The 22,950-nt window shown below is 48.0% G+C and carries 21 protein-coding genes and 2 pseudogenes; 15 read left to right on the forward strand and 8 right to left on the reverse strand.

The annotated features are described in order from the left end of the window. Positions 1-6: 6 nt before the first annotated feature. Positions 7-666 (reverse strand): queuosine precursor transporter, encoded by a 660-nt coding sequence (locus EDC32_RS05650; RefSeq protein WP_132220359.1) that lies wholly within the window; start codon positions 664-666, stop codon positions 7-9. Positions 667-1,046: 380 nt separating this feature from the next. On the opposite strand from EDC32_RS05650, the pseudogene EDC32_RS05655 reads away from it, so the two are divergent. The 3 genes and pseudogenes from EDC32_RS05655 to EDC32_RS05665 form a co-directional block, all read left to right on the forward strand. After that, positions 1,047-1,940: pseudogene (locus tag EDC32_RS05655) on the forward strand (3-hydroxyacyl-CoA dehydrogenase family protein); the annotation flags it as partial. Continuing rightward, a complete protein-coding gene (locus EDC32_RS05660) occupies positions 1,937-3,130 on the forward strand; it encodes an acetate/propionate family kinase (protein ID WP_132220361.1) in 1,194 nt (397 codons plus the stop codon). The pseudogene EDC32_RS05655 and the gene EDC32_RS05660, both read left to right, overlap by 4 nt. 63 nt (positions 3,131-3,193) lie before the next feature. Beyond that, the gene (locus EDC32_RS05665) at positions 3,194-4,378 is read left to right on the forward strand and encodes a pyridoxal phosphate-dependent aminotransferase (protein WP_022739070.1); all 1,185 of its coding nucleotides are present in this window, start codon (positions 3,194-3,196) and stop codon (positions 4,376-4,378) included. Between the two features lie 55 nt (positions 4,379-4,433). On the opposite strand, the gene lexA is transcribed toward EDC32_RS05665, so the two are convergent. Both lexA and EDC32_RS05675 read right to left on the reverse strand, forming a co-directional pair. Beyond that, positions 4,434-5,057, reverse strand: coding sequence for a transcriptional repressor LexA (gene lexA, locus EDC32_RS05670; RefSeq protein WP_102992415.1), 624 nt, complete (start codon positions 5,055-5,057; stop codon positions 4,434-4,436). Between the two features lie 138 nt (positions 5,058-5,195). Next, on the reverse strand, positions 5,196-6,272 hold the full coding sequence (locus EDC32_RS05675; RefSeq protein WP_022739073.1) for a tyrosine-type recombinase/integrase: 1,077 nt from the start codon (positions 6,270-6,272) through the stop codon (positions 5,196-5,198). Between the two features lie 211 nt (positions 6,273-6,483). On the opposite strand from EDC32_RS05675, the gene EDC32_RS05680 reads away from it, so the two are divergent. Then, a complete protein-coding gene (locus tag EDC32_RS05680) occupies positions 6,484-7,263 on the forward strand; it encodes a hypothetical protein (protein ID WP_132220363.1) in 780 nt (259 codons plus the stop codon). Between the two features lie 66 nt (positions 7,264-7,329). Here EDC32_RS05680 and EDC32_RS05685 read toward each other — a convergent pair whose 3' ends face one another. After that, on the reverse strand, positions 7,330-7,833 hold the full coding sequence (locus tag EDC32_RS05685; RefSeq protein ID WP_158283245.1) for a GNAT family N-acetyltransferase: 504 nt from the start codon (positions 7,831-7,833) through the stop codon (positions 7,330-7,332). Positions 7,834-8,083: 250 nt separating this feature from the next. Here EDC32_RS05685 and EDC32_RS05690 point away from each other — a divergent pair, with 250 nt between their 5' ends. Together EDC32_RS05690 and EDC32_RS05695 are read left to right on the forward strand one after the other, a co-directional pair. Continuing rightward, on the forward strand, positions 8,084-9,823 hold the full coding sequence (locus tag EDC32_RS05690) for an AAA family ATPase (protein ID WP_132220367.1): 1,740 nt from the start codon (positions 8,084-8,086) through the stop codon (positions 9,821-9,823). After that, positions 9,820-11,013, forward strand: coding sequence for an McrC family protein (locus tag EDC32_RS05695; RefSeq protein ID WP_132220369.1), 1,194 nt, complete (start codon positions 9,820-9,822; stop codon positions 11,011-11,013). Before EDC32_RS05690 ends, EDC32_RS05695 begins: the two co-directional genes overlap by 4 nt. Before the next feature lie 58 nt (positions 11,014-11,071). Here EDC32_RS05695 and trhO read toward each other — a convergent pair whose 3' ends face one another. Continuing rightward, positions 11,072-11,974 (reverse strand): oxygen-dependent tRNA uridine(34) hydroxylase TrhO, encoded by a 903-nt coding sequence (trhO, locus tag EDC32_RS05700; RefSeq protein WP_132220371.1) that lies wholly within the window; start codon positions 11,972-11,974, stop codon positions 11,072-11,074. A 217-nt stretch (positions 11,975-12,191) separates the two neighbouring features. Here trhO and EDC32_RS05705 point away from each other — a divergent pair, with 217 nt between their 5' ends. The 3 genes and pseudogenes from EDC32_RS05705 (at position 12,192) to EDC32_RS05715 (ending at position 14,199) form a co-directional block, all read left to right on the forward strand. Further along, on the forward strand, positions 12,192-12,500 hold the full coding sequence (locus EDC32_RS05705; protein WP_132220373.1) for a hypothetical protein: 309 nt from the start codon (positions 12,192-12,194) through the stop codon (positions 12,498-12,500). Positions 12,501-12,641: 141 nt separating this feature from the next. Further along, positions 12,642-13,787 (forward strand): serine hydrolase, encoded by a 1,146-nt coding sequence (locus tag EDC32_RS05710; protein WP_132220375.1) that lies wholly within the window; start codon positions 12,642-12,644, stop codon positions 13,785-13,787. Between the two features lie 82 nt (positions 13,788-13,869). Then, positions 13,870-14,199: pseudogene (locus EDC32_RS05715) on the forward strand (antibiotic biosynthesis monooxygenase family protein). 89 nt (positions 14,200-14,288) lie between these two features. On the opposite strand, the gene EDC32_RS05720 reads toward EDC32_RS05715, so the two are convergent. Then, complete coding sequence (locus EDC32_RS05720; protein WP_211341890.1) at positions 14,289-15,215, reverse strand: DMT family transporter; 927 nt, start codon at positions 15,213-15,215, stop codon at positions 14,289-14,291. Positions 15,216-15,412: 197 nt separating this feature from the next. On the opposite strand from EDC32_RS05720, the gene EDC32_RS05725 reads away from it, so the two are divergent. Then, positions 15,413-16,183 (forward strand): 4'-phosphopantetheinyl transferase family protein, encoded by a 771-nt coding sequence (locus tag EDC32_RS05725; protein WP_132220379.1) that lies wholly within the window; start codon positions 15,413-15,415, stop codon positions 16,181-16,183. 64 nt (positions 16,184-16,247) lie between these two features. On the opposite strand, the gene EDC32_RS05730 is transcribed toward EDC32_RS05725, so the two are convergent. Both EDC32_RS05730 and EDC32_RS05735 read right to left on the reverse strand, forming a co-directional pair. Further along, positions 16,248-16,802 carry a thioredoxin family protein gene (locus EDC32_RS05730; RefSeq protein ID WP_132220381.1) on the reverse strand — a complete coding sequence of 185 codons (555 nt, stop codon included), beginning with the start codon at positions 16,800-16,802 and terminating at the stop codon, positions 16,248-16,250. A 77-nt stretch (positions 16,803-16,879) separates the two neighbouring features. Further along, on the reverse strand, positions 16,880-17,287 hold the full coding sequence (locus tag EDC32_RS05735; RefSeq protein ID WP_157053458.1) for a helix-turn-helix domain-containing protein: 408 nt from the start codon (positions 17,285-17,287) through the stop codon (positions 16,880-16,882). A 193-nt stretch (positions 17,288-17,480) separates the two neighbouring features. On the opposite strand from EDC32_RS05735, the gene EDC32_RS05740 reads away from it, so the two are divergent. The 5 genes from EDC32_RS05740 (at position 17,481) to EDC32_RS16285 (ending at position 22,705) form a co-directional block, all read left to right on the forward strand. Then, complete coding sequence (locus EDC32_RS05740) at positions 17,481-17,978, forward strand: NUDIX hydrolase (protein WP_246026855.1); 498 nt, start codon at positions 17,481-17,483, stop codon at positions 17,976-17,978. A gap of 100 nt (positions 17,979-18,078) precedes the next feature. Then, complete coding sequence (gene ablB / locus EDC32_RS05745; RefSeq protein ID WP_246026883.1) at positions 18,079-18,906, forward strand: putative beta-lysine N-acetyltransferase; 828 nt, start codon at positions 18,079-18,081, stop codon at positions 18,904-18,906. Positions 18,907-19,083: 177 nt separating this feature from the next. Beyond that, a complete protein-coding gene (locus tag EDC32_RS05750; protein ID WP_132220385.1) occupies positions 19,084-19,992 on the forward strand; it encodes a GNAT family N-acetyltransferase in 909 nt (302 codons plus the stop codon). Positions 19,993-20,471: 479 nt separating this feature from the next. Then, positions 20,472-22,262 carry a M3 family oligoendopeptidase gene (locus EDC32_RS05755; protein ID WP_132220387.1) on the forward strand — a complete coding sequence of 597 codons (1,791 nt, stop codon included), beginning with the start codon at positions 20,472-20,474 and terminating at the stop codon, positions 22,260-22,262. Positions 22,263-22,540: 278 nt separating this feature from the next. Further along, complete coding sequence (locus EDC32_RS16285) at positions 22,541-22,705, forward strand: hypothetical protein (RefSeq protein ID WP_158283246.1); 165 nt, start codon at positions 22,541-22,543, stop codon at positions 22,703-22,705. Positions 22,706-22,950: the final 245 nt, after the last annotated feature.

Below are 22,950 nucleotides of genomic sequence, written 5' to 3' on the forward strand. Positions count from 1 at the left end.
GCTTTTTTAGTGCGATTCTTCCAGCTGGCGTTTCGCGATGCGCAGGTAAAAGAGAGGCAACAGGATGAATGAAAAGACATATTTGAGCAAAATATTGGACCATGTGACGCTGATGAGTGTGGCGTTGTCGATGAGTCCATAAAATGCGATGGTGCTCATGATGGCTGTGTCAAATGGAATAGAGACGGCATTGGACAGCACGACGCGCAAGTACCGCCGTTTTTCTCCAAACCGCCGTTGCACCGCTTGATAGATCAAGCCATCCAACAATTCGGCAGTGACCCCGGCGATGACCGATCCTAAGATAATCCGGATGGAGGGGAGCAATACTTGGCCAAATGCCGTTTGCGGGCCCACAGCAGGGTCAGCGGGCAACACCGACACGACATAGATGATGCCGAACATCAGAAAGTTGCTTAATCCGGCGTACACGACCACGCGGTTTGTCAGTGTGAGATTTGTTTTTTGATGGAGCATGTCCCGCAGTACAAAAGTCAATGGATAGAACAGTGAGCCAGCATCCATCGATAAAGTGAACACCTTGATGATTCGGAGTGAACTGAGATTGGATAACATGGACAGCACGACATACAGGACGGACAGGAGAACAACTCCGGCCCAGTAAGTGGTGCCAATCCCGTCGATTGATCGTTTGTATGGATTCATCTTTGCTTCCTTTCCCCGTTTCTGCTATAATCATGTCCATTGCAGTATCCTATCACATTTTAGTGTGCCTGAAAAATTCAGGACTGATCAAACACACCCCCGGCGGAGCGATCACAGTCGGCCGGCGCATACCTTTGTTGATGAGGTGTCTTGATAAATCGTTATCAAGGCTTTTTTGCATTGTCCATGAATCCTTTCCGCAGGGGCATATATTTTGGATAAGGATGGAGCAACCTAGAGGGAGAGATAGAGAGAAGGGATGTAATTATATACATATAACAGGAAAAAGTGCTCTTTTAAGATAGTTTTTCGGAAATTGTTAACGATATGACGGCGAGAACCTGCTACAATAGACAAGGTTATTTAAGCGAAAGGAGCAAGAACTCGTGGCAAATATTCAGCACATCGCCGTGATCGGCGGCGGAACCATGGGACAAGGCATCGCCGAGCTCTTGGCATCCAAGGGAATAGAAACAACGGTGATTGAGAGAAATGATGAATTGGCGAAAGACGCTTATCATCATATTGAAATGAGTTTGGATAAAAAATTGGAAAAATGGGGCATTACGCCAGCCGAGAAGAAGATGACGCTGTCCCGGATTCATGCGACGGCAGATACGGAAGCTCTTAAACAGGTTGATTTCGTTATCGAATCGGTGGTGGAAGACCTCGACGCCAAATTGGAATTGTTTGCTCTGTGCGACCGGTTGTGCCGACCAGAAGTGATCTTGGCCAGCAACACATCGACCCTCAGTTTGACCGAGATTGCTGCGGCAACGCAACGTCCGGATAAAGTGATCGGTCTGCATTTTGTGCATCCTGTTCCAAAGACCCCGTTGGTGGAAGTTGTGCGGGGATTGAAAACTTCCCAAGTGACGGTACAAACGGTGGTCGACTTGTTGGCGCAAATGGAAATGACCGGGATCGAGGTGTATGAATCACCCGGTTTTGTGACGACGCGCTTGATCTGTCTGTTGATCAATGAGGCAGTGTACACATTGATGGAAGGGGTGGCTAGCGCTTACGACATCGACCGAGCGATGAAAGCGTACCAATTCCAGTACGGCCCGTTGGAGATGGTGGATCGCTTCGGATTGGATTCTGTGCTGGCGGCGCTGGAACGCCTATACCGTGAATTTGGTGATACCAAATATCGCCCGGCTCCGCTGTTGAAAAAAATGGTGCGCGCTGGCCATTTGGGCGTGAAAACAGGTGAAGGATTCTTCAAATACAGCGAAGACGGCGAACGGATCATGAAGGAGGGCCAGGCATGAAGATATTGGTGATCAACTGCGGAAGTTCCTCGATTAAATACCAATTGTTTGATATGACTGATGAGTCCGTATTGGCGTCGGGATTGGTTGAGAAGATCGGTACTGAATCAGCGATGATCAAACATGAAGTTACCGGTGCGGAAGAAAAGGTGCTAATCAGCGAGATCCTCGACCATCGCGTGGGCATGAAAAAAGTGTTGGACTTGTTGATGGACAAAGAGGAAGGCGTCATTCAAAGTGCGGATGAAGTGGCAGCCGTGGGCCATCGCGTTGTGCACGGTGGGGAGTTCTTTTCCAGTTCCGTTGTAATCGACAGCCAAGTGCGGCAAGCGATCCGCAAGACGATTGATCTGGCTCCACTTCACAATCCCCCCAACTTATTGGGAATCGACGCGGCACAAGCGCAACTGCCCCATGCAACCCATGTGGCGGTGTTTGATACGGCATTCCATCAGACGATGCCTGATTATGCCTATATGTATGCTTTGCCTCGGATTTTGTATCAAAAATACAAAGTGCGCCGATACGGTTTCCATGGCACTTCGCACAAATACGTATCGCAACGGGCGGCAGAATTTCTTGGCAAGCCACTGGCCGATCTTAAGATCATTTCTTGCCACATCGGCAACGGCGCGAGCATCACTGCCGTTCAAGGCGGGAAATCAGTGGATACCAGCATGGGCATGACCCCGCTTGAAGGCTTGATGATGGGCACTCGCTCAGGGGATATCGACCCGGCCATCGTACCGTTTGTGATCGCTAAAGAAGAATTGACCATCGGTGAAGTAAGTTCGATGATGAACAAGCACAGTGGCCTGTTGGGCGTGTCAGGCATCTCTTCGGACATGCGCGAAGTGACGGAAGCGATGTTTGACGGCAACAGCCAAGCCAAGCTGGCGATTGATATGTACATCTATAAGATCAAAAAAGTGATCGGCTCTTATGTGGCTGCCATGGATGGACTGGATGTGTTGCTGTTCACCGCAGGCGTAGGGGAAAACGCTTCGTTGATTCGCGAACGGGTATGTGAAGGGCTGAGCTTCTTCGGCATTGAGATTGACAAAGAAGAAAACGCGATCCGCAAAAAAGAGGAACGCCGTATCAGCACTCCGTCTTCCAAAGTGGAAGTGTTGGTGATACCGACCAACGAAGAACTGATGATCGCCCGCGAGACAAAAGAACTGGTCTAAGCCTGTTCAACCATGATAAGATGATGTGGATGGGATCTTGTTTTGAAGAGGGAGGTTCTCACGTTGAAATTATCCAAACGCGTTCAACAATTGGCCCCATCCCCAACACTCGCCATCACTGCCAAAGCCAAAGCATTGAAACAAGCTGGCCATGATGTGATCGGATTGGGTGCGGGTGAGCCTGACTTCAACACACCCGTACATATCCTGCAGGCGGCCGAGGAAGCGATGCACAAAGGTTTGACGAAATACACGCCTTCCAGTGGTGTGGTTGAGCTGAAGCAGGCGATTATCGAGAAATTTAAACGAGATAATGGTCTGACCTATGAGCCGAATCAAATCATCGTGACAGTCGGTGCGAAGCATGCCTTGTACAACTTGTTCCAAGCTTTGTTGGATGAAGGGGATGAAGTGATCGTTCCTGCCCCATACTGGGTGAGCTACCTTGAACAGGTGAAGCTGGCCGGAGGGGTGCCGGTGGTTGTTGAAGGCAAAGAAGAAAATCAGTTTAAAATCACTCCAGCTCAATTGGAAGCGGCTGTTACTGATCGTACCAAGGCGTTGTTGCTTAACAGCCCATCCAATCCAACCGGCATGTTGTACACCGCAGAGGAATTGCGCGCGATCGGGGAAGTGTGCGTAAAACATGATATTCTCGTGGTGTCGGACGAAATTTATGAGCATTTGATTTACGGCGATGAAAAGCATGTGAGCATAGCTAGTTTGAGCGATGAGCTGTATCAACGTACCGTGATCATCAACGGGGTGTCAAAAACGTATTCGATGACTGGCTGGCGGATTGGCTATGCGGCGGGACCGGCAGAGCTGATTAAAGCGATGTCCGGCCTGTCGGATCACAGCACCTCCAACCCGACATCCATCGCGCAATATGCCGCTATTGCCGCGCTCCAAGGTACACATGAACCGGTGGCGGAAATGAAGCGGGCATTCAAAGAGCGCCGCGATTATGTGGTGCGTCGCGTCAATGAGATCCCTGGATTCCATTGCCAAATGCCGGCGGGGGCGTTTTACGCTTTTATCAACATCCGCGAGGCATTGAACCAATCCGGCAAGTATGCAAACCCTGACGAGTGGTCTGCTGCGTTGTTGGAAAAAGCATTGGTTGCCGTGGTTCCAGGCTCCGGTTTCGGCTCGAATGACCATATTCGGATCTCCTACGCGACTTCCATGGAGCAGTTGGAGCAAGCGCTTGACCGCATCGAAAAGTTTGTAAAAGATCAGGCGTAAAGCAAAAAAGCACTGGTGATCAATTGAACACCAGTGCTTTTCTTATAGTCAAGGTTTACATTACTTCGCGGATCAAGCTGATGACTTTGCCTAAAATGGTGACTTCTGGCAAGCGAATCGGTTCAAGCTGGTCGTTTTCCGGTTGCAGGCGAATGTGATCGGGTTCCCGGAAGAAGCGCTTGACGGTCGCTTCCCCGTCTGGGGTCATAGCGACAACGATATCGCCGTTGTTGGCCGTCGGTTGCTGGCGTACGACTACGTGGTCTCCATCAAGGATACCGGCGTTAATCATGCTTTCGCCCCGCACGGATAACAGGAAAACGGTCTGTTCATCACCGACCAGGCGGCGAGGCAAGGGATAATAGTCTTCAATATTTTCAATCGCGGTGATCGGTTCACCCGCGGTTACTTTGCCGACGATAGGGACAAAAACGGTGTCCACTTGGGCTTTAGTAGGTAACTCAGCCCGTTTAAGCAATTCGATAGCGCGTGGTTTTGTTGGGTCGCGCCGAATATAACCTTTTTTTTCTAACCGCGCCAGATGACCGTGGACGGTGGAGCTGGAAGCGAGGCCAACTGCTTCGCCAATTTCGCGCACTGAAGGCGGATATCCTTTTTCGAGTACGTTTTTTTGTATGTAGTTAAGAATGGCCTGCTGGCGTGGAGAAAGTTTGCTCATGTTTTTCATCTCCCCTGATTGTAAGCGTTCACGAGCCTTTTTTATCTTATTCTTAGTATACATGAAGAAAGAAAAAAGAACAAACATTTGGTAGAATGTTTGTTCTTGAACCGGTATAAAAACGCCTGAAACCACTGATCACAGCATTCGATCCAACCGATCCAGTGCGTCATCTTTTTCGGTATTGATGACGTGGGTATAGATTTGGGTGGTCTGGATGCTAGAATGGCCCAAGATCTCCTGCACCACACGCAAATTTTCGCCGTTGGAGAGGAGCAGAGTAGCTAGCGTGTGGCGCAATTTGTGAGGAGAGATATTGGCGGCTTTGGGTGGTAGATTGGCTTCGCGTACGTATTTCTTGATGATTTCGGAAATGCCTTTGCGGCTGATCCGTTGGTAATTTTTATTGAGGAACAAGGCGTATTGGTGTTCTGGCGGAACCGGATCTTTGGGGCGCCGTTCCAAGTAGGCTTTGAGGGCGTCCATAGCGTTGCCGTTTAATTTCAACATGCGTTCTTTGCCGCCTTTGCCGATGATAATGATGCGGTACACTTGTCCATCCGTTTGAATGCTATTCAGATTGAGGTTAATCAACTCGGAAACGCGCATACCTGTGTTTAAAAACATCAGGATGATGGCGAGATCCCGCGTTTCAATCCAATTGGGGCTTTTGGTGTTTTTCTTTTGGTGGTAGAGATGAACTGCTTGGATGAGCCTGAGTGCTTCCTCTTTGGTCAGAAATACTGGCACTTTGGAGCGGGCGCGTGATTTGAGCGTCGCATCCTCATATTCTTCCATCGGGTCGCGGTCGAGAACATGGGATTTCACCAGAAACCGGAACAGCGAGCGGAGGGATGCGCGTTTGCGCTGTTTGCCGCTGCGCGAGTTTTCGCGGAAATGAGTGCGTTCAACCCAGACTTCTTTCATTTCTCCCGTGGTGGGATCTTTTTTCTTCATTTTAATATGTACGGTGCGCTCATACCCGTTTTCAATATGACGGAAAAACCGTTTAAGGGTCATGGCGTCAACTTGGTAGATGGTTTTGCCGCGCGTCGTTAAAAAATCAAAGAAAAGCGCAAAGTCATAAGCATAATTGGCTATCGTTTGTTTAGAGCGGTCGGCACTGATCATCTCCAAGAAGAAATCTTGCACTTCTTCTGGAAATTGGCCTACGATTCGATTAATGCTTTCTGGTAGTTTGCGCGACACAATCATGGTGGTTCACCCCCTGGCAAGTACATATGTTGGCGATCAGGCTAGCATGACGGAAACAACAAGTCCGCAAGCCGAATATGGCGTGAAAGGGCGATCAACCATTCCCATTTTACCATGTTTTTCATCAGCGGGAGGGGCAAAGGGTGGGTTTTTCTCCCTGTTCATGTTATGATGCAAGATGTCAGCAATCCTTGTGAAAGGGGTGCCTTTCTTGCTCATAAAACGATGGGCGTTGTTGTCATTGGCGGTAGCGGTAGTGGGCTTGACTGGTTGCAGTTCGTTTTCGTTTGGGGACGGAACGACCATTGCTCCGGGACAAGCGACGAAACAGATTGTCGAGATTGTGGAAAAAGCGGAGCGGGTTTTGCAAGAAAATCCGCAAAATACATACCGCTTGGAGGGAAACGGGTTTTATGCGACAGCAGCGGCTGATTTCGCTCAAAACAAGATGCATATTTCCGGTTTAGATGAAGGCATGCAAATTCCCTTGGAAGGGTATGTCAGCGGAAATGATGTTTATGAGAAAGTGATGGTGACATCGGAAGCGAAATGGTATTCTTATGCGGCCATGGACTTGCCTTACATCGTACAAATCTATCCGCTTCCCGGTTATCTTCCGCATCTGCCCCGATACTTGGCTTATACCAAAAAATATTCAGGCGATATCGAATTGACGGATGATGGGAATGTCTTCCGCTTGGAGTGGAAAGCACCGGAAACTGAACGGCTAGCCTTGCAAGAGCGCTTGCGGAAACTGGAGGCGTACAGTCTATTTCCCAATGAGGAAAATCCGGCTCCAACCGATATTGAATTGATGGAGATGCGCCAAAAGTTGACAATAGACAAGAAGACATATCAAGTGAAAGAAATTTGGATGGAAACTTATTATCCCGAGAATAAAATCGACATGAAGATGACATGGAAAAAAGCAGGTGCGAACCAAGTAGACGTGCCGGACAACGTCAAGAATGAGGCCAAACAAATCAAATAGGATATATTACAAAGGCTCTAACTTTTAGGTAAGAGCCTTTGTCATAAAACCAGCAGACAAACAACCTTAACAAGCCACAAAGCCCAATTTGGTGTTGATTGCGAGCATGGGCTTGTTCATATGGGCGACTCGGGTTTCCACCCGTTGCACGCCTTTGGCCAAGCAGATGTGAAGCAAATGCTGTTTTAAGATCGTAGCCATTCCAGTGCCCCGGTATGCTTTGGACACGACCGTCAGCCCTGTGCGGGCGAGCGTCCCATCAATGGCCAGCGTGCTTAGCGCGATCCACTTTTGGCCATGTGAGATGAGCAAAGTCGTTTCCCTGTGTAGCCAGTAAGAGGTTGGATAAATGCGTGTGACAAAGTCTTCGTACCTCTCAAACTCCTCGCTACAACATCCAGGGTCATCCAACACTCCTTCACGCACTAATGGATAGAGGGAGCGTCTGGTTATTTCGTTGTCTCCCGCCTGCGCGAGCGTGAAGAGATGGTACGGCGGTTCAAGCGGCTTTGGAGTGATTACTGTAGGATCAATAGTGGTCAGATCGAGGGGAAGATGAATGAACGACATGACTAGCCTCCTGTGACAAGATGTTTCATGCCTGGTGATCAAATGGTTGATATTCCACCGATCGTTCAGTTTGATTTTATTGGCTTTAATTGGTTGTGACAAGGAAATTTGCATTTGTTGGCATGGTATACCCCACCAGATGTTTCAAAAACGGATGGTTCTTTGTTTGAGCAAGGAGTTGTTTTAATTTAAAATGTTCTTGCTAACTCATTTGAGATACTTGAGAAACGGATGGGAGAGTTGAGGCAGGATGAGTGCACAGCATCGTGGACGGAACGTGGGAGCGGAGGGCAAGTCGCGAATGAATCCGCTTCCGTCAGAAGAGTTGAGGCAGGTGTGGTTGATGGAGTCGTCCACTTTTGCAGAGGAGCCCGTTGAAAGAAAAATCAGCCGCTTGTCCATTGCGAAACCTGGATTCGACCCGATAATCCAACAGATCCAATCCGGTGATCTGCTCGTGTGCCACACCTGCGGCACAAAGCATCAAATCAAGGAAGTGTTGTTATTGGTAGACGAGGCCCCCAAAAGCGGCCGTCCGGTGACAGTGTACATAAAACAGTTTGAAGAGCATCCACCCGTGTTGTTGGATGCATTGATTGCCGCTTGTGTGGAATGCACTGATCCTCCGCCTGGCGGCACGTATCTCATCCCCGCTGATGTTTTACACAGGATTCGCACCGTACAACCAGAGGTGAGCATGCTATTTGCGCGCCCTCGCCACTGGGTATTTCAATGCAATCCTCGCTTTTATGATTTGAAACAAGCGGTACGGCGAAATCATTTGAAGACGTGGAAAGTGACAGCTCATAAGCAACGCATCAAAAAGGGCGACAAGGTGATCTTGTGGATGACAGGGAGTGAAGCGGGATGTTACGCCCTGGCGACGGTGCAGTCAGAGGTGTTTAAAGGATGGGAGGAGATGGTGGAAGCGGAATATTTTCATGTGGATGACTCACCGGAAGCGCAGGACCGATGTGAAATAGAGATTGACTTAGATTTGACCGCAACCCCCATTTTACGGAAGACGACGGAAGCAGATCCGGTATTGGCGGGGTTAAAAGTCGGCATGCAAGGGACTAATTTCCAGGCGACCCTTGCACAATACCAACAACTCTTGCGGTTGGCCTTGTCCGAGCGGAGAGGGATGAAGGCAAAGGTCGCCCCACGTTACAGCTTGGCCGATTTTTGTGCGGACACTGGCTATGCTGAAGAAGAAGTAAAACATTGGCTTCGTGCCATCCATCGCAAAGGCCAAGTAATTTTTGGAGGGCCTCCGGGCACGGGCAAAACGTATGTCGCTGAACGCTTGGCCCGTTTGCTTACGAGCGAGGGGAATGGCTTTTATGAGATGGTGCAGTTTCATCCCAACTATGCATATGAAGATTTCATCCAAGGGATTCGCCCGGCGGTGGCGGAAGACGGCAAGCAAAAGGTGGAGCTGGTTCCGGGGCGCTTTTTGGAATTTTGTGAGCGGGCCCGGCGTTGTGGTGGTACATGTGTGATGGTCATTGATGAAATTAATCGTGCTCATCTGCCCCGGGTGCTAGGGGAGCTTATGCTCACTTTGGAATATAGGGAAACCGAAATTCCGTTGGCTGGTGGAAATCGATTTTCCATTCCGAAAGGTGTGCGGCTGATCGGCACGATGAATACGGCTGACCGTTCCATCGCACTGTTGGATGTAGCCTTGCGCCGACGGTTCGCTTTTATTCGATTGTCACCACAGTATGAACAGCTGCGCCAGTTCCACCATCCCCGGGGCAATGAGGTTGAAAGGCTGATTCCATTGTTACAGGAAATCAATGAGCGGGTGGGCGAGCCTTCCTTCGCACTGGGAATTTCTTATTTTATGGTGGAGAATCTTGCTGAGGAATTGGAAGAGATATGGAGATGGGAAGTTGAACCCTACTTGGAGGACGTGTTGTTTGATCAACCGGATACAGTCGCATCGTACTCTTGGGAACGGGTGAAAGGACGCCTCCTTCCATGAGCAACGTGAAATGGCTGGAGCTGGAGGAGGAAACGGTTTGTGAATGTGGACATGAGGAGTTGCCGCCGGAAGTGGGGGAGGAGATCTGCCTACGGTACTCTCCGTGGTTGGATGTCGAATTTCCATCACCTAAAACAAACAATCGCTGGCGAATCCGAGCGAAAGGATGGGTCGGCTATATGCCGCTTGCGGGGGGAAGGGGCATATATGTGCAGCCCAAGGTTCCGGTAACCAATTTGTTTCAAATGCTGGAGGTGGCCTATGGTCTGAATAGCTTGCGCCTCTTTGAAGGGCGAGCCGAGGTAGCTTCTTTGTCTGGCTTTTATGAGCGAGTGGTGGAGTCACTGGCTGTCCGAGTGTTGCATCGGGCGCGACAGGGGTTTTATCAGGTATATGTGGCCAGAGAAGAAGTTTTGCCATACATCAGGGGGCGTTGGCGAGCGGGGGACTACCCGCGTCATCAAGCTAGGCCGGGGTTCGCATGTGCGTTTGAAGAAATGGTTGTAGACAACGAGGAGAATCAAATCATTCTGTGGACGTTGCATCACGTGATAAAGAGTGGCTATTGTCAACGGCCTGAGGTATTATCTGCTGTGCGCAAAGCTTATCAAGCTATGGAGGCAGGCGTTTCTTTGAGGCGGTATACGGCAGCGGATTGCGTGAACCGACATTATCACCGGCTAAATTGGGATTACGCGCCGATGCATACATTATGCCAGTTTTTGTTGGATACATCAGGCCCATCGCATATGCGTGGTGATCGTATTGTTACTCCTTTTGTGCTTAACATGCCTCGTTTATACGAACGGTTTGTCACGAAGTGGTTGAAACGGAATCTACCTGAGCAGTTTCAATTGGTCGCGCAAGAGGCGGCATCCATTTCTTCCAAGCGGGCATGGGTGATGGATGCGCTTATTTATCGACGCGAACCGTGGACTGTCCATTGGTTGATTGATCTTAAATACAAACGGGATCGTGAACCAAAGAATGCCGACTTGTTTCAATTGACGGCCTATGCCGCTGCCAAAGGGTGCAAAGAAGCGGTGCTCGTCTATCCGGGCGGGGCGCGGACGGCCAAGCTGACTGTGGGAGTGAGCGGCATTCAGGTCAGCGTGTTGAATTTCCCGCTAGATGGCGACTTAGATCAAGCCGGCAACCAATTTATGCGAGCGCTGATTGAAAAAAGCTGAGCGTGTATATAAAAATGGCCTCTTCCCATATAGAGAAGAGGCCGTTTTGTATACTGGATTACGCTTCGTATTTGATCATGTCTTGTTCCACACATTCTTTGGAGCAGTATCCTTGATGAATTTCTTCACATGCATCACAACAAAGGTGTTGTTTGTGGCACATGTCGTATTCGCAGTTGATGTAACGGTCTGTCGGATTGCCGCAGTGATAGCATTTCCCGACAATAGTTTCTTCCACTTGGTTGATTGGCACCGAAATCCGTTCGTCAAAGACATAGCACTTGCCATCCCACAGTTGCCCTTTGACTTCGGGGTCTTTGCCGTAGGTGACAATGCCTCCATCCAATTGGTAGACATCTTTAAAGCCTTCTTCCAACATAAAGGCTGTCAATTTTTCACAGCGAATGCCGCCCGTGCAGTAAGTGATGATGGTTTTATCTTTGTAATCTTTTAAGTTGTTACGAATCCATTCTGGGAATTCACGGGTGGTGTTCACGTCAGGGCGGATCGCACCGCGGAAGTGTCCCAAGTCGTATTCATAATTATTGCGCCCATCTATGACAATCACATCGTCACGCTGCAACATGTTGTAGAATTCTTTCGGTGTCAAGCGTTTGCCTGTTTTTTGGTAAGGTTTCACGTCTTTTTTCAGCCGCCAGGTTACCAATTCTTTCTTCGGGCGTACAAACAGCTTTTTAAAGGCATGTTTATGATATTCGTCCACTTTAAACGGCATATCATTGAACAGTGGATGGGCGTGCATATACTCCATGTACCGTTTTGTTTGCTCGACAGTGCCGGACAGTGTGCCGTTGATCCCTTCTGATGCGATAAGGATGCGACCTTTTACTCCCAACTCTTGGCAAAAGGCCCGATGTTCATCTGCGAAAGCGATGGGATCCTTGATTTCAACATATTTATAATATAAGAGAATGCGATAATCGTTTTGTGGTGTGGTCATGTTTGATCCACCTGCTTCCTTTCCATGATTCCTGAGAAAACAACCTGCCTAATAGTATACAACAGAATGTCAAGATCGCCAAACTTGCCAAGCAAGCACACATACAGGTTTGCGCTTGCTGTTAAAAAGGAAAATAGTACTATGCTCAGTTTGTTAAGGTCTATGGCAGCGTGGCAGGCTTGCAGAGTTGGATACCCTAAGAGAGGGGCATAGTGCAATGGAACTCATAGAAATTATGTTTAACTCCTTTTTTTTGATATGGTTTGGTATCATCGGATTGATTATCTGGATGAATGTGAAGAAAAAGAAAAAGCGAAAAAGGCAACGTGGTGGCCGCGCCTATTACTCTTCTGCATCGAGTCCGACGCCTTTTTTCCTGTTTGATACTGATGATCAAGATGACAAAAACGATCACCACCATGATGGCCATTCCGGCAGTGATTACAGTGATGGTGGGAGTAATTGCAGTAGTAGCAGTTGCAGTAGCAGCAGCTGCGGCGGTAGCAGTTGCAGCAGTGGCATTTGAGGTTGCCTCGAAACAAGGATTTTCCGCCGTTTCTTCCCCACTCACTTAATTTGTCAGACACATCCTGGTTACCAGAGGGGGAGCTTTTCCCCCTTTTCTCTGCGAGATAAAATTACGATATATTGCGAATGGAGTGAAACAATGTTGAGAAAGGTTTGGCATCTGTGTTTAACCGCTTCTTTGCTTGTCACCGTGGCGTTTGCAAACATAGCTCAAGCGGCGAGCCCTGCGATCAAGGAAGAGGATGGCGCTCGCCAAATCTTGCAATTCATCAAAAAGAATCCGCACAAATCTTCGTTGGCAGTTACATATAATGGAAAAGATGTGGTCAAGTACCGTTCATCCAAGCTGATGCCTTTGGCCAGCACCGTTAAAATCATTGTTGCCGTTACATACGCTAAACAAGCTGCAAAAGGCAAAATCAATCCCAATGAGCGGATTCCTTTAACCGAATTGGACAAGTATGCGATCCCAGGTTTAGATGGCGGCGCTCAAGCACAATGGTTGCAACATTTGAAAGATAACAATTTAATTATCAACGGAAAGGTTCCGTTGGAAGAAGTGGCCAAAGGCATGATTAGTTTCAGCACGAATGCCAATACCGAATATCTGATGGAACGGCTGTCAATTAATCAAATTAACCAAACGTTAAGAGAGTTGGGATTAAACAAGCATCAACCCATTTATCCGTTCTATTCATCTCTTTTGATTCCGTATGAAATATGGAAAACGGATTATTCAGGTCAATCGATCCAAGACGCCATGCCTAAAATCAAAAAGAAGATGCGTAGAATGTCATTGCAAGAGCATCGCCGTTGGGCTGAGAAGGTCTTTACCCAACTCATGCATGATCGGGATCAACGGTATATAAAAGAAGCGGATATCGCTTCTTGGTATGATATCGAGTTGGACCGTATGTATTCAGACCGATTTATTTCATCTACTACAAGTGAATATGTTTCGGTGATGAAAAAGCTTAACAACCGCTCATATTATCCGAAGAAAACATACAAGCATTTGATTCCGGTGATGGAGCAGATAATGGAAATCCCGGGAAACAAAGAATGGCTCTCACACGCTGGATTAAAAGGCGGATCCACGTTGTACATTTTGACACAGGCTTTTTACGCCACTGATAGACAAGGAAACAAAACTGAGTTAGCGATCTTTTTCAACAACTTGACTCCAGAGGAAAACAGTCAATTGCAAGCTCATCTGAATGAATTTGACTTGAGGGTGATGACAGACCCTCAGTTTAGAAAAGAGTTGAATATGCTCAAACCGTAGTACGGGTGGCAGAGCATGTGTAAAGCTTGAATAAGAATATTGACATGGTTCATCATACTCCATGGAGAAAGGTAGTAGCAGGATGACTCATTCGTCAAATCGACCAACTCCCCCAAATTATGCTGTAATCTTCACCTCAGTCCGTACGGAAGGAGAAGATCAGGGTTATGGGAAAATGGTTGAGCAAATGGTGGAACTTGCCAAACAGCAACCCGGTTTTCTAGGGGTTGAAAGTGTCCGGATTGCTAATGGATTTGGCATTACGGTGTCTTATTGGGAATCGGAAGAGGCGATGCGTGCATGGAAAGGTCATGCAGCACATCAGATTGCATAAGAGCAAGGCAAGGCGGAGTGGTATGCGAACTATACTGTTCGCGTGGCCAAAGTGGAGCGAGAGTATGGGATGGAGTAGAACGGAAGTGAAGTAAAGGTTAATGAGGTTGCAGCCACATCAAAAATATAAACTGGTTTGCTTTGCAGAGTGAATCGAAAAAAGAAACATCAGAGCTGTTCCCCGATGTTTCTTTTTTCAAATGAGAGGATAAATACCGTTGCCACGATGCAACAGGTACCCAGCCATTCAACCCAGCCAAACGGGACATGAAGCCAGATGACTGCCAGCACGACGGCTGTCAGCGGTTCTGCACTGGCGAGAATGCTCGTTTCAGTCGGCCGGATGTATTTTAAGCTTTCTAAATAACAAGTGAATGCGATCAATGTACCGAAAATGATAATAAATGCGATAGAGAGAAGTGCTGAAACGGTGATCTGCCCCTCGATGTCCCACGGTGCGTGGACGAAGGAAAAGCCCACGCCGCCGATTACCATACCCCAGCCAATGATGAGGGGAGTTCCCCACTGGGCGAGTAAAGATGCAGGTTGGATCGTGTAAAAGGCTAACGCGATTGCAGAGCCAACTCCCCAAAACAGTGCGGCTTGCGAAATGGAAAGTTGTCCAAGATCGCCGCCCGTGACCAAAAGTAGCGTGCCTGTGAACGAGAGGATCACCGCAACCAATTCCGCGAAACCGGGCCGTTTTTTGCTTCGCACCGCAAGAAAAAGAACCACTAGGGTGGGAGCCAAGTATTGAAGCACAGTGGCGGTAGCGGCGTTGGAGGCATGAATAGCCGCAAAATAGGTATATTGTACGCCCAATAAGCCAGCAAGGCCAAACAAAAGCAACCGCAGGCGATCGTGGCGTTGTTTCCAAATTGACCAAATGCGAACCTCTGGCTTATTGATTGCCAGTAAAGAAAGAAGTAAAACACCCGAGATCAGAAGGCGGATCACTACCAACCACTCAGGAGAGACGCGGGCCGACTCGAACAAATTTTGCGCCACGGCACCTGAGATACCCCACAAGCTGGCGGCGATCAAAACCAAGCCGTAACCTTTGACCCGTTGATAACGGTTGCGTGTTTTCATCATGTTGTCACCTCGGCTTATCGCCATATGGAGAAGATATGTCATCATTGCCCCGTGATAGAGCAGAATGGTGAAATGTTCATATTTTTATATTATAATTCAAAATGAAATTGGTTGAAATGCAAAATCAGAGGGCTGCATTTTAATAAGAATGCATTGCAATATGAAGTAAAATTGGCAAAGGTGGCAAAATATCGCAAATGAGCTCTTTAAAACTGGATTCCCGTTTTATTCACCTGTGGAAAGTGCCAATCACAGAAGCACCTTTGTTCCTGGAAAAGGTCATGAGCGAACGGGAAGTAAATAGATATCGGTCGTTTCGTAAGCAGGAGGATCGGGCTCGCGCACTTTTTTCCTATGGGTTGCTGCGGTTGTTGTTGGCGGAGCTGTTGGACACCAACCCCTCAGATGTGTCAGTGACGCGGGCCTGTCCAAGTTGCGGGGAGGAACACGGCAAGCCGAGGGTGGTACGTCCAGATGAGCAACCAATTGAGCTGAGTGTTTCCCATTCAGGGAAATGGGTGGTACTGGGTATTTCGCTTCTGTACCCCTTTGGTGTAGATATTGAAAGGATCAATCGGGAATCGGATCTTGACGGCATGGCGAGAATGTCTTTGTCCGAAGCAGAACAGGCCGCGTGGGCTACCTTGCCTCCAGACCAGCGGATTCGTGGGTTTTACCGCTATTGGACGCGAAAAGAGGCCATTGTCAAAGCGACCGGCGATGGCTTGACTGTCTCTTTGAAACAGGTGCAAGTGAGTCCGGCCGATCAAGCACCCAAGTTGTTGGCTTGGCAGGATCGACCGGAAATGGTGGGGGAAATCACTTGCTATCCACTCGCTTTGGATGAACATACAGAAGGGTGTGTGGCTGTGATCGGCCAAGTGGATGGCGTGCGGTTGTATGATGGAAGGGAAGTGTTGGTTCGCTGGCAGGATAAGCTGACCGAAAAAGGATTGCGCGGTGTTTGATTTTATTCGTTCAAGTAATGTGAAAGAGGTCACCTTGGTGGGGTGACCTCTTTTGTTGTGAAGATCATTTCCATTTGATGTTGCAACCAATGCTGGGTTTTTGTTGCACCTGGATCGGTTCGTTGTTCAAGATGCTGTCCAACGCAGCGCGGATATAGGAACCGGTAACCGGCAAACCATTTCCCGGCCGGGAATCATCCAGTTGCCCGCGATATACACATGATAGTTTCCCGTCGAAAATGTAGAAGTCTGGTGTGCAAGCGGCTTGATAAGCTTTGGCCACTTGTTGTGATTCATCGTAAAGATAGGGGAAGGGGTATTGAAACTCCTCTGCCACCTTTTTCATGTTGTCTGGGCCGTCTTCGGGATATTGTACGGCGTCATTCGAGCTGATCGCGATAAAGGCGACTCCTTTGGGCAAATAATCGTTGGCCAATTGCACCAATTGTTTTTGAACATGCTTGACATATGGACAATGGTTGCAGATGAACATGATCACGGTGGCCACATCGGATTTCAGCGCTTCGAGAGACACCTCTTGATTGGAAACGACATCAGGCAAAGTGAAAGATGGCGCTGTCGCCCCCAGCGGAAACATATTGGATTCAGTTAATGCCAAAGTGAATCCTCCTTCCTGTCACTGTGAACCTGTGCATCATTATACCATACATATAGCGGTGCAATTTATGTATCTACCTACTTTGCATCGTCGTATTTGGTCAAACCCAGCATTTTGATTTTGACTTGGATGGCGTCTTCACTCAAGCCTTTTTCGCGCAACTCATTGATCTTCTTCTCTTTGCGGCGAATCGTGTCTTCGCGCTCTTTGGTTTCAAATTCGTCGATGAGAGCGAGTTGCTCTTCTTCTGTGGGTGGGACGAATTCATACAATTCTTCAGGGCGCACATTCAGGAGGTGAGCCATGTGGAAAATGGCTTCGGGCCGTGGGATCGCCGCGCCTCTGGCCCACAAGGAGACCTGTTGTTTCCTGGCGCCCAGCGCCCGCGCGAGAGAGGTTTGATTGGGAACTTGCCCATAGATTTTGTAGCCTTCCTCACGTCGTTTACTTAATATACTATTAATTCGGGGGATCAACCTCATCATCCACCCTCCTTGCATGAAAGTTTTCAATTTTTATATTATCATATTTATAGTCACATAGATAATTATAAATATGAAATAAAGGTTCTTTTTATATTTTTAATTATGAAACAAATAATTGCGGTAAGAGGGAAGCGCTTTGAAGTGTAGAAGTTTCTGTGACGGTTAAAATCATTTGTTTATGGGGGGATGTGGCGTGTTGGACGTGGAATGCCGTTATACGATGTGCTTCATTAAGAAAAATGATGAAATTTTACTATTGAATCGTGAAAAACCGGCATGGATGGGCCGGTGGAATGGGTTGGGTGGGAAAATTGAACCCGGCGAAACACCGCATGAAAGCGCGTTGCGCGAAGTGAAGGAAGAAGCAGGTTTGCACCTTAAAAAGATGGACTGCCGCGGACGGCTGATCTGGATATTGGAAGATGGAAAGCGAGGAGGGATGTATTTGTACTGGGCGGAACTTCCCGCTGATCAGACATGCCCTACTCCAACGAAGACGGATGAAGGGATCTTGGATTGGAAACGGATCGCATGGATTTTGCACCCTGAGAATAAGGGGATGTCTGTGAATGTGGTGAAGTGTCTGCCAATTTTGTTGGCAGATGAAAAGCAACATTTGTTTCAACTGTATTGGCGCGGAGAGGAATTAATCGCATTTGACCATGCTGAGCTATCTGATGATGAAGGCTGATAGGTCCCCATTTTCATATGCGAGCAAAAACATGTTATTTTTTGTTCGTTTAGGGTACGTTAATTAATGAGTATCCAAGGGGAGGTTTGATCTTTTGACAATGGTTGATTATTCGCGCAAGAGTACGGTGCTTGAAATGGATGAACGCAACAGCCGGATGAAATTGTTGCACTACAGATCCGAAGATATCGAAGCATTGGCGAAGCATTTGGAGGAGTTGGCGGAGGAGAAAGATATCGGAAAAGTGTTGATTTATGCTGATCCCGACGATACTAAGGCGTTTGAAGAGATGGGTTTTGAGAAGGAAGGCGAGATCAGTGTCTTTTTCAACGGGGAGCCGGCTGTGATTTTATCGCAGTTTATAGATGACCGGCGCTCGGTGGAAAAAGATGCGGAAAAGAAGGATGAGATCGTCGAACTTGCCGAGAAAACAGAAACGATCTCGGAACCCCCGGAATTGGGGCCATCCTTCAGACTGCGCCGGGCGACAGAAGCGGATGCGGAGGAGCTGGCGGCGCTATACGCCAAAGTGTTTGAAACCTATCCGACGCCTGTGCATGATCCCGACTTCATTAGAAAATGCATGCGCAACGATGTCTATTTCTCCGTCGTTACCGACCATGGCAAGATTGTGAGTGCTGCTTCAGCTGATGTGTTTACCCGTTACAATTGCGCGGAAATCACTGATTGCGCAACCGATCCCGCCTATCGGGGCCAAGGGTTACTCAGCGCAATCATTTTTGATTTGGAAAAGCAAATGCGGGCGCGGGGCGTGCCCAACCTGTTTTCTCTTACACGTGCGGTATCAGTGGGGATGAATATTGTGATATCGCGGCATGGGTTTGAGTATAAGGGGCGCCTTATTCAAAACAGCCATATTGCCGGCCGTTTTGAAGATATGAATATCTGGGTAAAGAAATTGGATTAATTGTTGATTGACGGCTTGCTTCATGCGGGCGTACAGGAATGCCGATGGTTGTAAGGAGGCGGCGTTGGCCTCTTCGCAACCGTCGGCTTTCTTTTTATATGGTCAGACTATACCATCCCGCATAAAACTTATTTATCGTAAGATAGAGATGAGTGCCAAGAAAAGGAGAGAAAACAGATGATACAAATTCAACCACTCAGCCGGTGTACATGGGAAGAGTCGCTAGCTTTGTGGAACGAAGCGTTTTCTGGTTATTTTGTGGATGTGTCGATGACGATGGAGGCGTTTGTGAGAAAATGGTCGCGTGAATCGCTCTCACCTGACCATTCTCTGGTGGCGGTTGCTGAGGGGAAGTTGGTCGGATTGGTATGTTCTGGTATCCGTACCGTAAATGGCAAGAAAATGGCTTGGAACGGGGGAACGGCGGTCGTCCCCGCTTGGCGTGGCAAAGGGGTGGGGCGGAAGCTGATGGAAGAAACGATGGCTTTGTATGAGCGTGAAGGAGTTGAGCTTGCCACCCTTGAAGCGATCGCTGGAAATCAGGCGGCCATTCGCCTTTATGAACGGTTGGGTTATCGGATTGTCGATCGCTTATCTTATTACCAGTCGACTGAGCCATTGCGAATGATTGAGGCGGAGCCGTCTATGCATCGCATTGAGCGAGTTGTGCCAGGGCAGATAGCAACGTTACCATTTTATTCTGCTGAAGTGCCATGGCAGGGACAGTGGTTTTGTTTGCGGGACGGAGAAGCATGGGTGCTTGCTGACGGCCGGGGAGGTGTCTTGGGGTACGCGCTGGGGCGGCGGGAATTTGATGAGCGAGGGCGGTTATGCAAAACGGTCCTTTATCAAGTCGAGACCGCGCCAGGCCTAATCAATGAGCAGGCATGCTTTCTTTCTCTGTTGGAAGCAGCATGGGGTCCCGCGTTGGATATGTGTGAACGCATCGTTGCAAACTGGCCGTCAGCTAAGCACATGGGGGCGGAGATTTTTAATCGCTTGGGAATGAAGACGACGATTGAACAGGTATGGATGATGAATGAATTGGGTGCTAAAAAGCGATCTGTATCCGGGGGAAATTTCTAGTTGTGGGGTATTTTAGGAGGGGGATGAGGTGTGAATTCATGCAACGTTACAAAAGAAGACTTTTGTAACGGTATAAAGCCGTGTTGAACCGCGAAATTGGTTGGATTTGTAAAAAAATAAGTGAATGAAAGTGATACCGGCAGGTTGATTCGCATATTACCGCCCGACGAGGGGGTGTCTGGCAAATCAAGTTGGCGGGGAAGAAGTGTTAGAACCCTCTTTTCTTGAGGAGCGCCGATGCACAAGTGAACAGAATGGCAAATTCATAGTTATACAATTAAATCAAAATAGAGTGAATATCATTCTATTCTTACTAAAAGATTGTAAACAAATATGATACTCAAACAAGTTTGCTGAGCAAACAAAATAATAAAGAAATATGAACACATCCAAGTGATTTTGCTTGAAGTGATTGAACATTCCAGCATACAATTTATTTGAAAGCATCCCCAAAGGGGAAATATTGAAAACAAGGGTGAATGCAATTGTCAGCAACTTATTCGCAGACGTGGGATTTAGATAGCATTTTCAGTGGTGGAAGCGAGTCCTCCGCTTTGGTGAAACATCTGGAAAAGCTTGAGCATGAGCTCCCTTTATTAAAGAAATACATAGAGACGCTGGAACCAACCGCCTCTTTGGCTTCGTGGATTGATGCTATTCAACCGTTGCAGGAATTGGGCAGTGGCCTTGTGGAAGCACGATCGTTTCTTGATTGTCTCGAGGCGCAAGATGTTAAAGATGAAAAAGCCAAGGTTTTGTCCGGCAAATTGACGCAAATCGGTGCAACTTATGAAGCGGTGATCATCGCTCTGGAAAGCAAAGTGGCACAAGTGCCGGAAACCGATTGGCAACAACTGATGAAATCTCCTGAGCTGAACCAAGTATCTTTCTCGCTGAACGAAATGCGTAAACGCTCGTTGGAAAAGCTGCCGCCAGAACAGGAAGAGTTGGCTGGTGATTTGAGTGTGGACGGGTATCATGCTTGGTCAGAAATGTATGGCACCATTGTGGGACGCATGCAAGTGCCATTTGAAGAAGGCGGAGAGACCAAGCTACTATCCGTTGGACAGTTGGCAAACAAGCTGACCAGTCCCGACCGGGAGGTACGCCAGAGGGTGTTTGAAAAGTGGGAAGAGGCTTGGCGGAACGAAGCGGACCTTTGTGCTGTCACCATCAACCATCTGGCTGGTTATCGTTTGCATCTGTATAAACGCCGCCAATGGGAGAATGTGCTGAAAGAGCCGCTTGATCTCAACCGGATGGAGGAGCGGACACTGCAAACGATGTGGGATGTGGTCGCCAAAAACAAACATCGTTTGCTTCCATATATGAAGCGCAAGGCGGAAATGCTGGGAGTGGATCAGCTCAGTTGGCACGATGTGCAAGCACCGTTGCCAGGAAATAAGCAAGCGCTTTCATATAATGAAGCGGCGAAGTTTATCATTGAGCAATTTGAGCGATTCAGCCCTGATATGGCCTCGCTTGCGCGAATGGCGTTTGAAAAAAGATGGATTGAAGCCGAGGATCGCCCCGGAAAACGACCTGGCGGGTTTATGACGGATTTCCCCATAAGCGGCGAATCACGCATTTTCATGACATTTAGCGGAACGCCTAGTTGCGTCTCCACATTGGCCCATGAGTTGGGGCACGCTTACCACACGTATGTGATGAAAGACTTGCCTTTCTTGGCACAACAATATGCTATGAATGTCGCTGAAACCGCCTCCACGTTTGCCGAAGTGATCGTAATTGATGCAGCGATCAAACAAGCTTCTTCCAAAGAGGAGAAGATAGCACTTTTAGCTGATAAAATCCAATCCACGATTGCGTTTTTGATGGATATCCATTCTCGCTTCCTCTTTGAAACGCGTTTTTATGAAAAGCGCAAACAAGGCCCGCTTACACGCGATGAGTTGTGCGAATTGATGGTGGAAGCCCAGAAAGAAGCCTTCGCTAACATGTTGGCTGAATACCACCCGCATTTTTGGGCTTCAAAACTTCATTTTTACGCAACGGATATGCCTTTCTACAATTTCCCATACACGTTTGGGTATTTGTTCAGTGTCTGTATTTACGCCCGCGCGTTGCAGGAAGGGGCAGGCTTTGCGACCAAATATGTCGATTTGCTTCGTGACACAGCCAGCATGACGGTGGAGGAGCTGGGCAAACGGCATCTCGGGGTTGACTTGACGCAACCGGACTTCTGGCAGGATGCGATGGATTTGTTGATGGCTGATGTGGATGAGTTTTTGGCATTGACAGAAGCGTGAGCGTAATCGCCCGGGAGGGTTTAAACCCTCCCGGGCTTTTTCGATTTGGAGGGATAGATGAATGATACGTCATAACCATGGTTCCGCTGTTGCAGTGGTCGTGTTGCATGAAATTTTGGGTTTTGTCTCAATTGGCCACGATTGGAGTACGATGTAGTGGCCCTCGATTTGTTGTCGGGCCACCTATATGCATATCAATAAGAAAGAGTAAGCATATCGAGCCTTCATGGAAGGAGTGGGATTTGCCAAGGCGACTGGGGATGTGTGAGTGTTGCTGGATGAATTACGAACAACCCACACCCAAGTGTTTGGCCGGATATTATGGATCGCGTATTCGAGATTATATCGATGTGCCTCCCCTCTCTGGCCAGTACGTAATTTTGAGCGCCGAAGAGGCGGATGGGCTTAGCATCTCTTTTATACAGGACTTTCAACAGGGATAGTAAATTCGCAGGGAGTTCTTCCCTGCGATTATTCATTAATTTAATAAACCTGACCGACTGTTGAATTAGATTGTGGTGAGGAGTAAACTGATAGTAAATAGTGCAAACGTTTTCGCAAGTTATATAAAGGGATGAGCGCCAACTTTTATGCAATTCTTTGAAAGCGTTTGCGCAATTTGGGAATGAAAGGGAGAGGATGCATGAAAAAGGGAGCTTTGCTCAGTGGGTTGGTGTGTTTATTGTCG

Source organism: Laceyella sacchari (genome assembly GCF_004343255.1).
GTDB lineage: Bacteria > Bacillota > Bacilli > Thermoactinomycetales > Thermoactinomycetaceae > Laceyella > Laceyella sacchari.

Coding starts and splice junctions, on each gene's coding strand:
- EDC32_RS16285 (WP_158283246.1), top strand. CDS start 22,541: ATGAATTACGAACAACCCACACCCAAGTGTTTGGCCGGATATTATGGA.
- EDC32_RS05695 (WP_132220369.1), top strand. CDS start 9,820: ATGAGCAACGTGAAATGGCTGGAGCTGGAGGAGGAAACGGTTTGTGAA.
- EDC32_RS05685 (WP_158283245.1), bottom strand. CDS start 7,833: ATGTCGTTCATTCATCTTCCCCTCGATCTGACCACTATTGATCCTACA.
- EDC32_RS05705 (WP_132220373.1), top strand. CDS start 12,192: ATGGAACTCATAGAAATTATGTTTAACTCCTTTTTTTTGATATGGTTT.
- trhO (WP_132220371.1), bottom strand. CDS start 11,974: ATGACCACACCACAAAACGATTATCGCATTCTCTTATATTATAAATAT.
- EDC32_RS05720 (WP_211341890.1), bottom strand. CDS start 15,215: ATGATGAAAACACGCAACCGTTATCAACGGGTCAAAGGTTACGGCTTG.
- EDC32_RS05650 (WP_132220359.1), bottom strand. CDS start 666: ATGAATCCATACAAACGATCAATCGACGGGATTGGCACCACTTACTGG.
- EDC32_RS05750 (WP_132220385.1), top strand. CDS start 19,084: ATGATACAAATTCAACCACTCAGCCGGTGTACATGGGAAGAGTCGCTA.
- EDC32_RS05690 (WP_132220367.1), top strand. CDS start 8,084: ATGAGTGCACAGCATCGTGGACGGAACGTGGGAGCGGAGGGCAAGTCG.
- EDC32_RS05755 (WP_132220387.1), top strand. CDS start 20,472: ATGCAATTGTCAGCAACTTATTCGCAGACGTGGGATTTAGATAGCATT.
- EDC32_RS05660 (WP_132220361.1), top strand. CDS start 1,937: ATGAAGATATTGGTGATCAACTGCGGAAGTTCCTCGATTAAATACCAA.
- EDC32_RS05710 (WP_132220375.1), top strand. CDS start 12,642: ATGTTGAGAAAGGTTTGGCATCTGTGTTTAACCGCTTCTTTGCTTGTC.
- EDC32_RS05725 (WP_132220379.1), top strand. CDS start 15,413: ATGAGCTCTTTAAAACTGGATTCCCGTTTTATTCACCTGTGGAAAGTG.
- lexA (WP_102992415.1), bottom strand. CDS start 5,057: ATGAGCAAACTTTCTCCACGCCAGCAGGCCATTCTTAACTACATACAA.
- EDC32_RS05735 (WP_157053458.1), bottom strand. CDS start 17,287: ATGATGAGGTTGATCCCCCGAATTAATAGTATATTAAGTAAACGACGT.
- ablB (WP_246026883.1), top strand. CDS start 18,079: ATGGTTGATTATTCGCGCAAGAGTACGGTGCTTGAAATGGATGAACGC.
- EDC32_RS05675 (WP_022739073.1), bottom strand. CDS start 6,272: ATGATTGTGTCGCGCAAACTACCAGAAAGCATTAATCGAATCGTAGGC.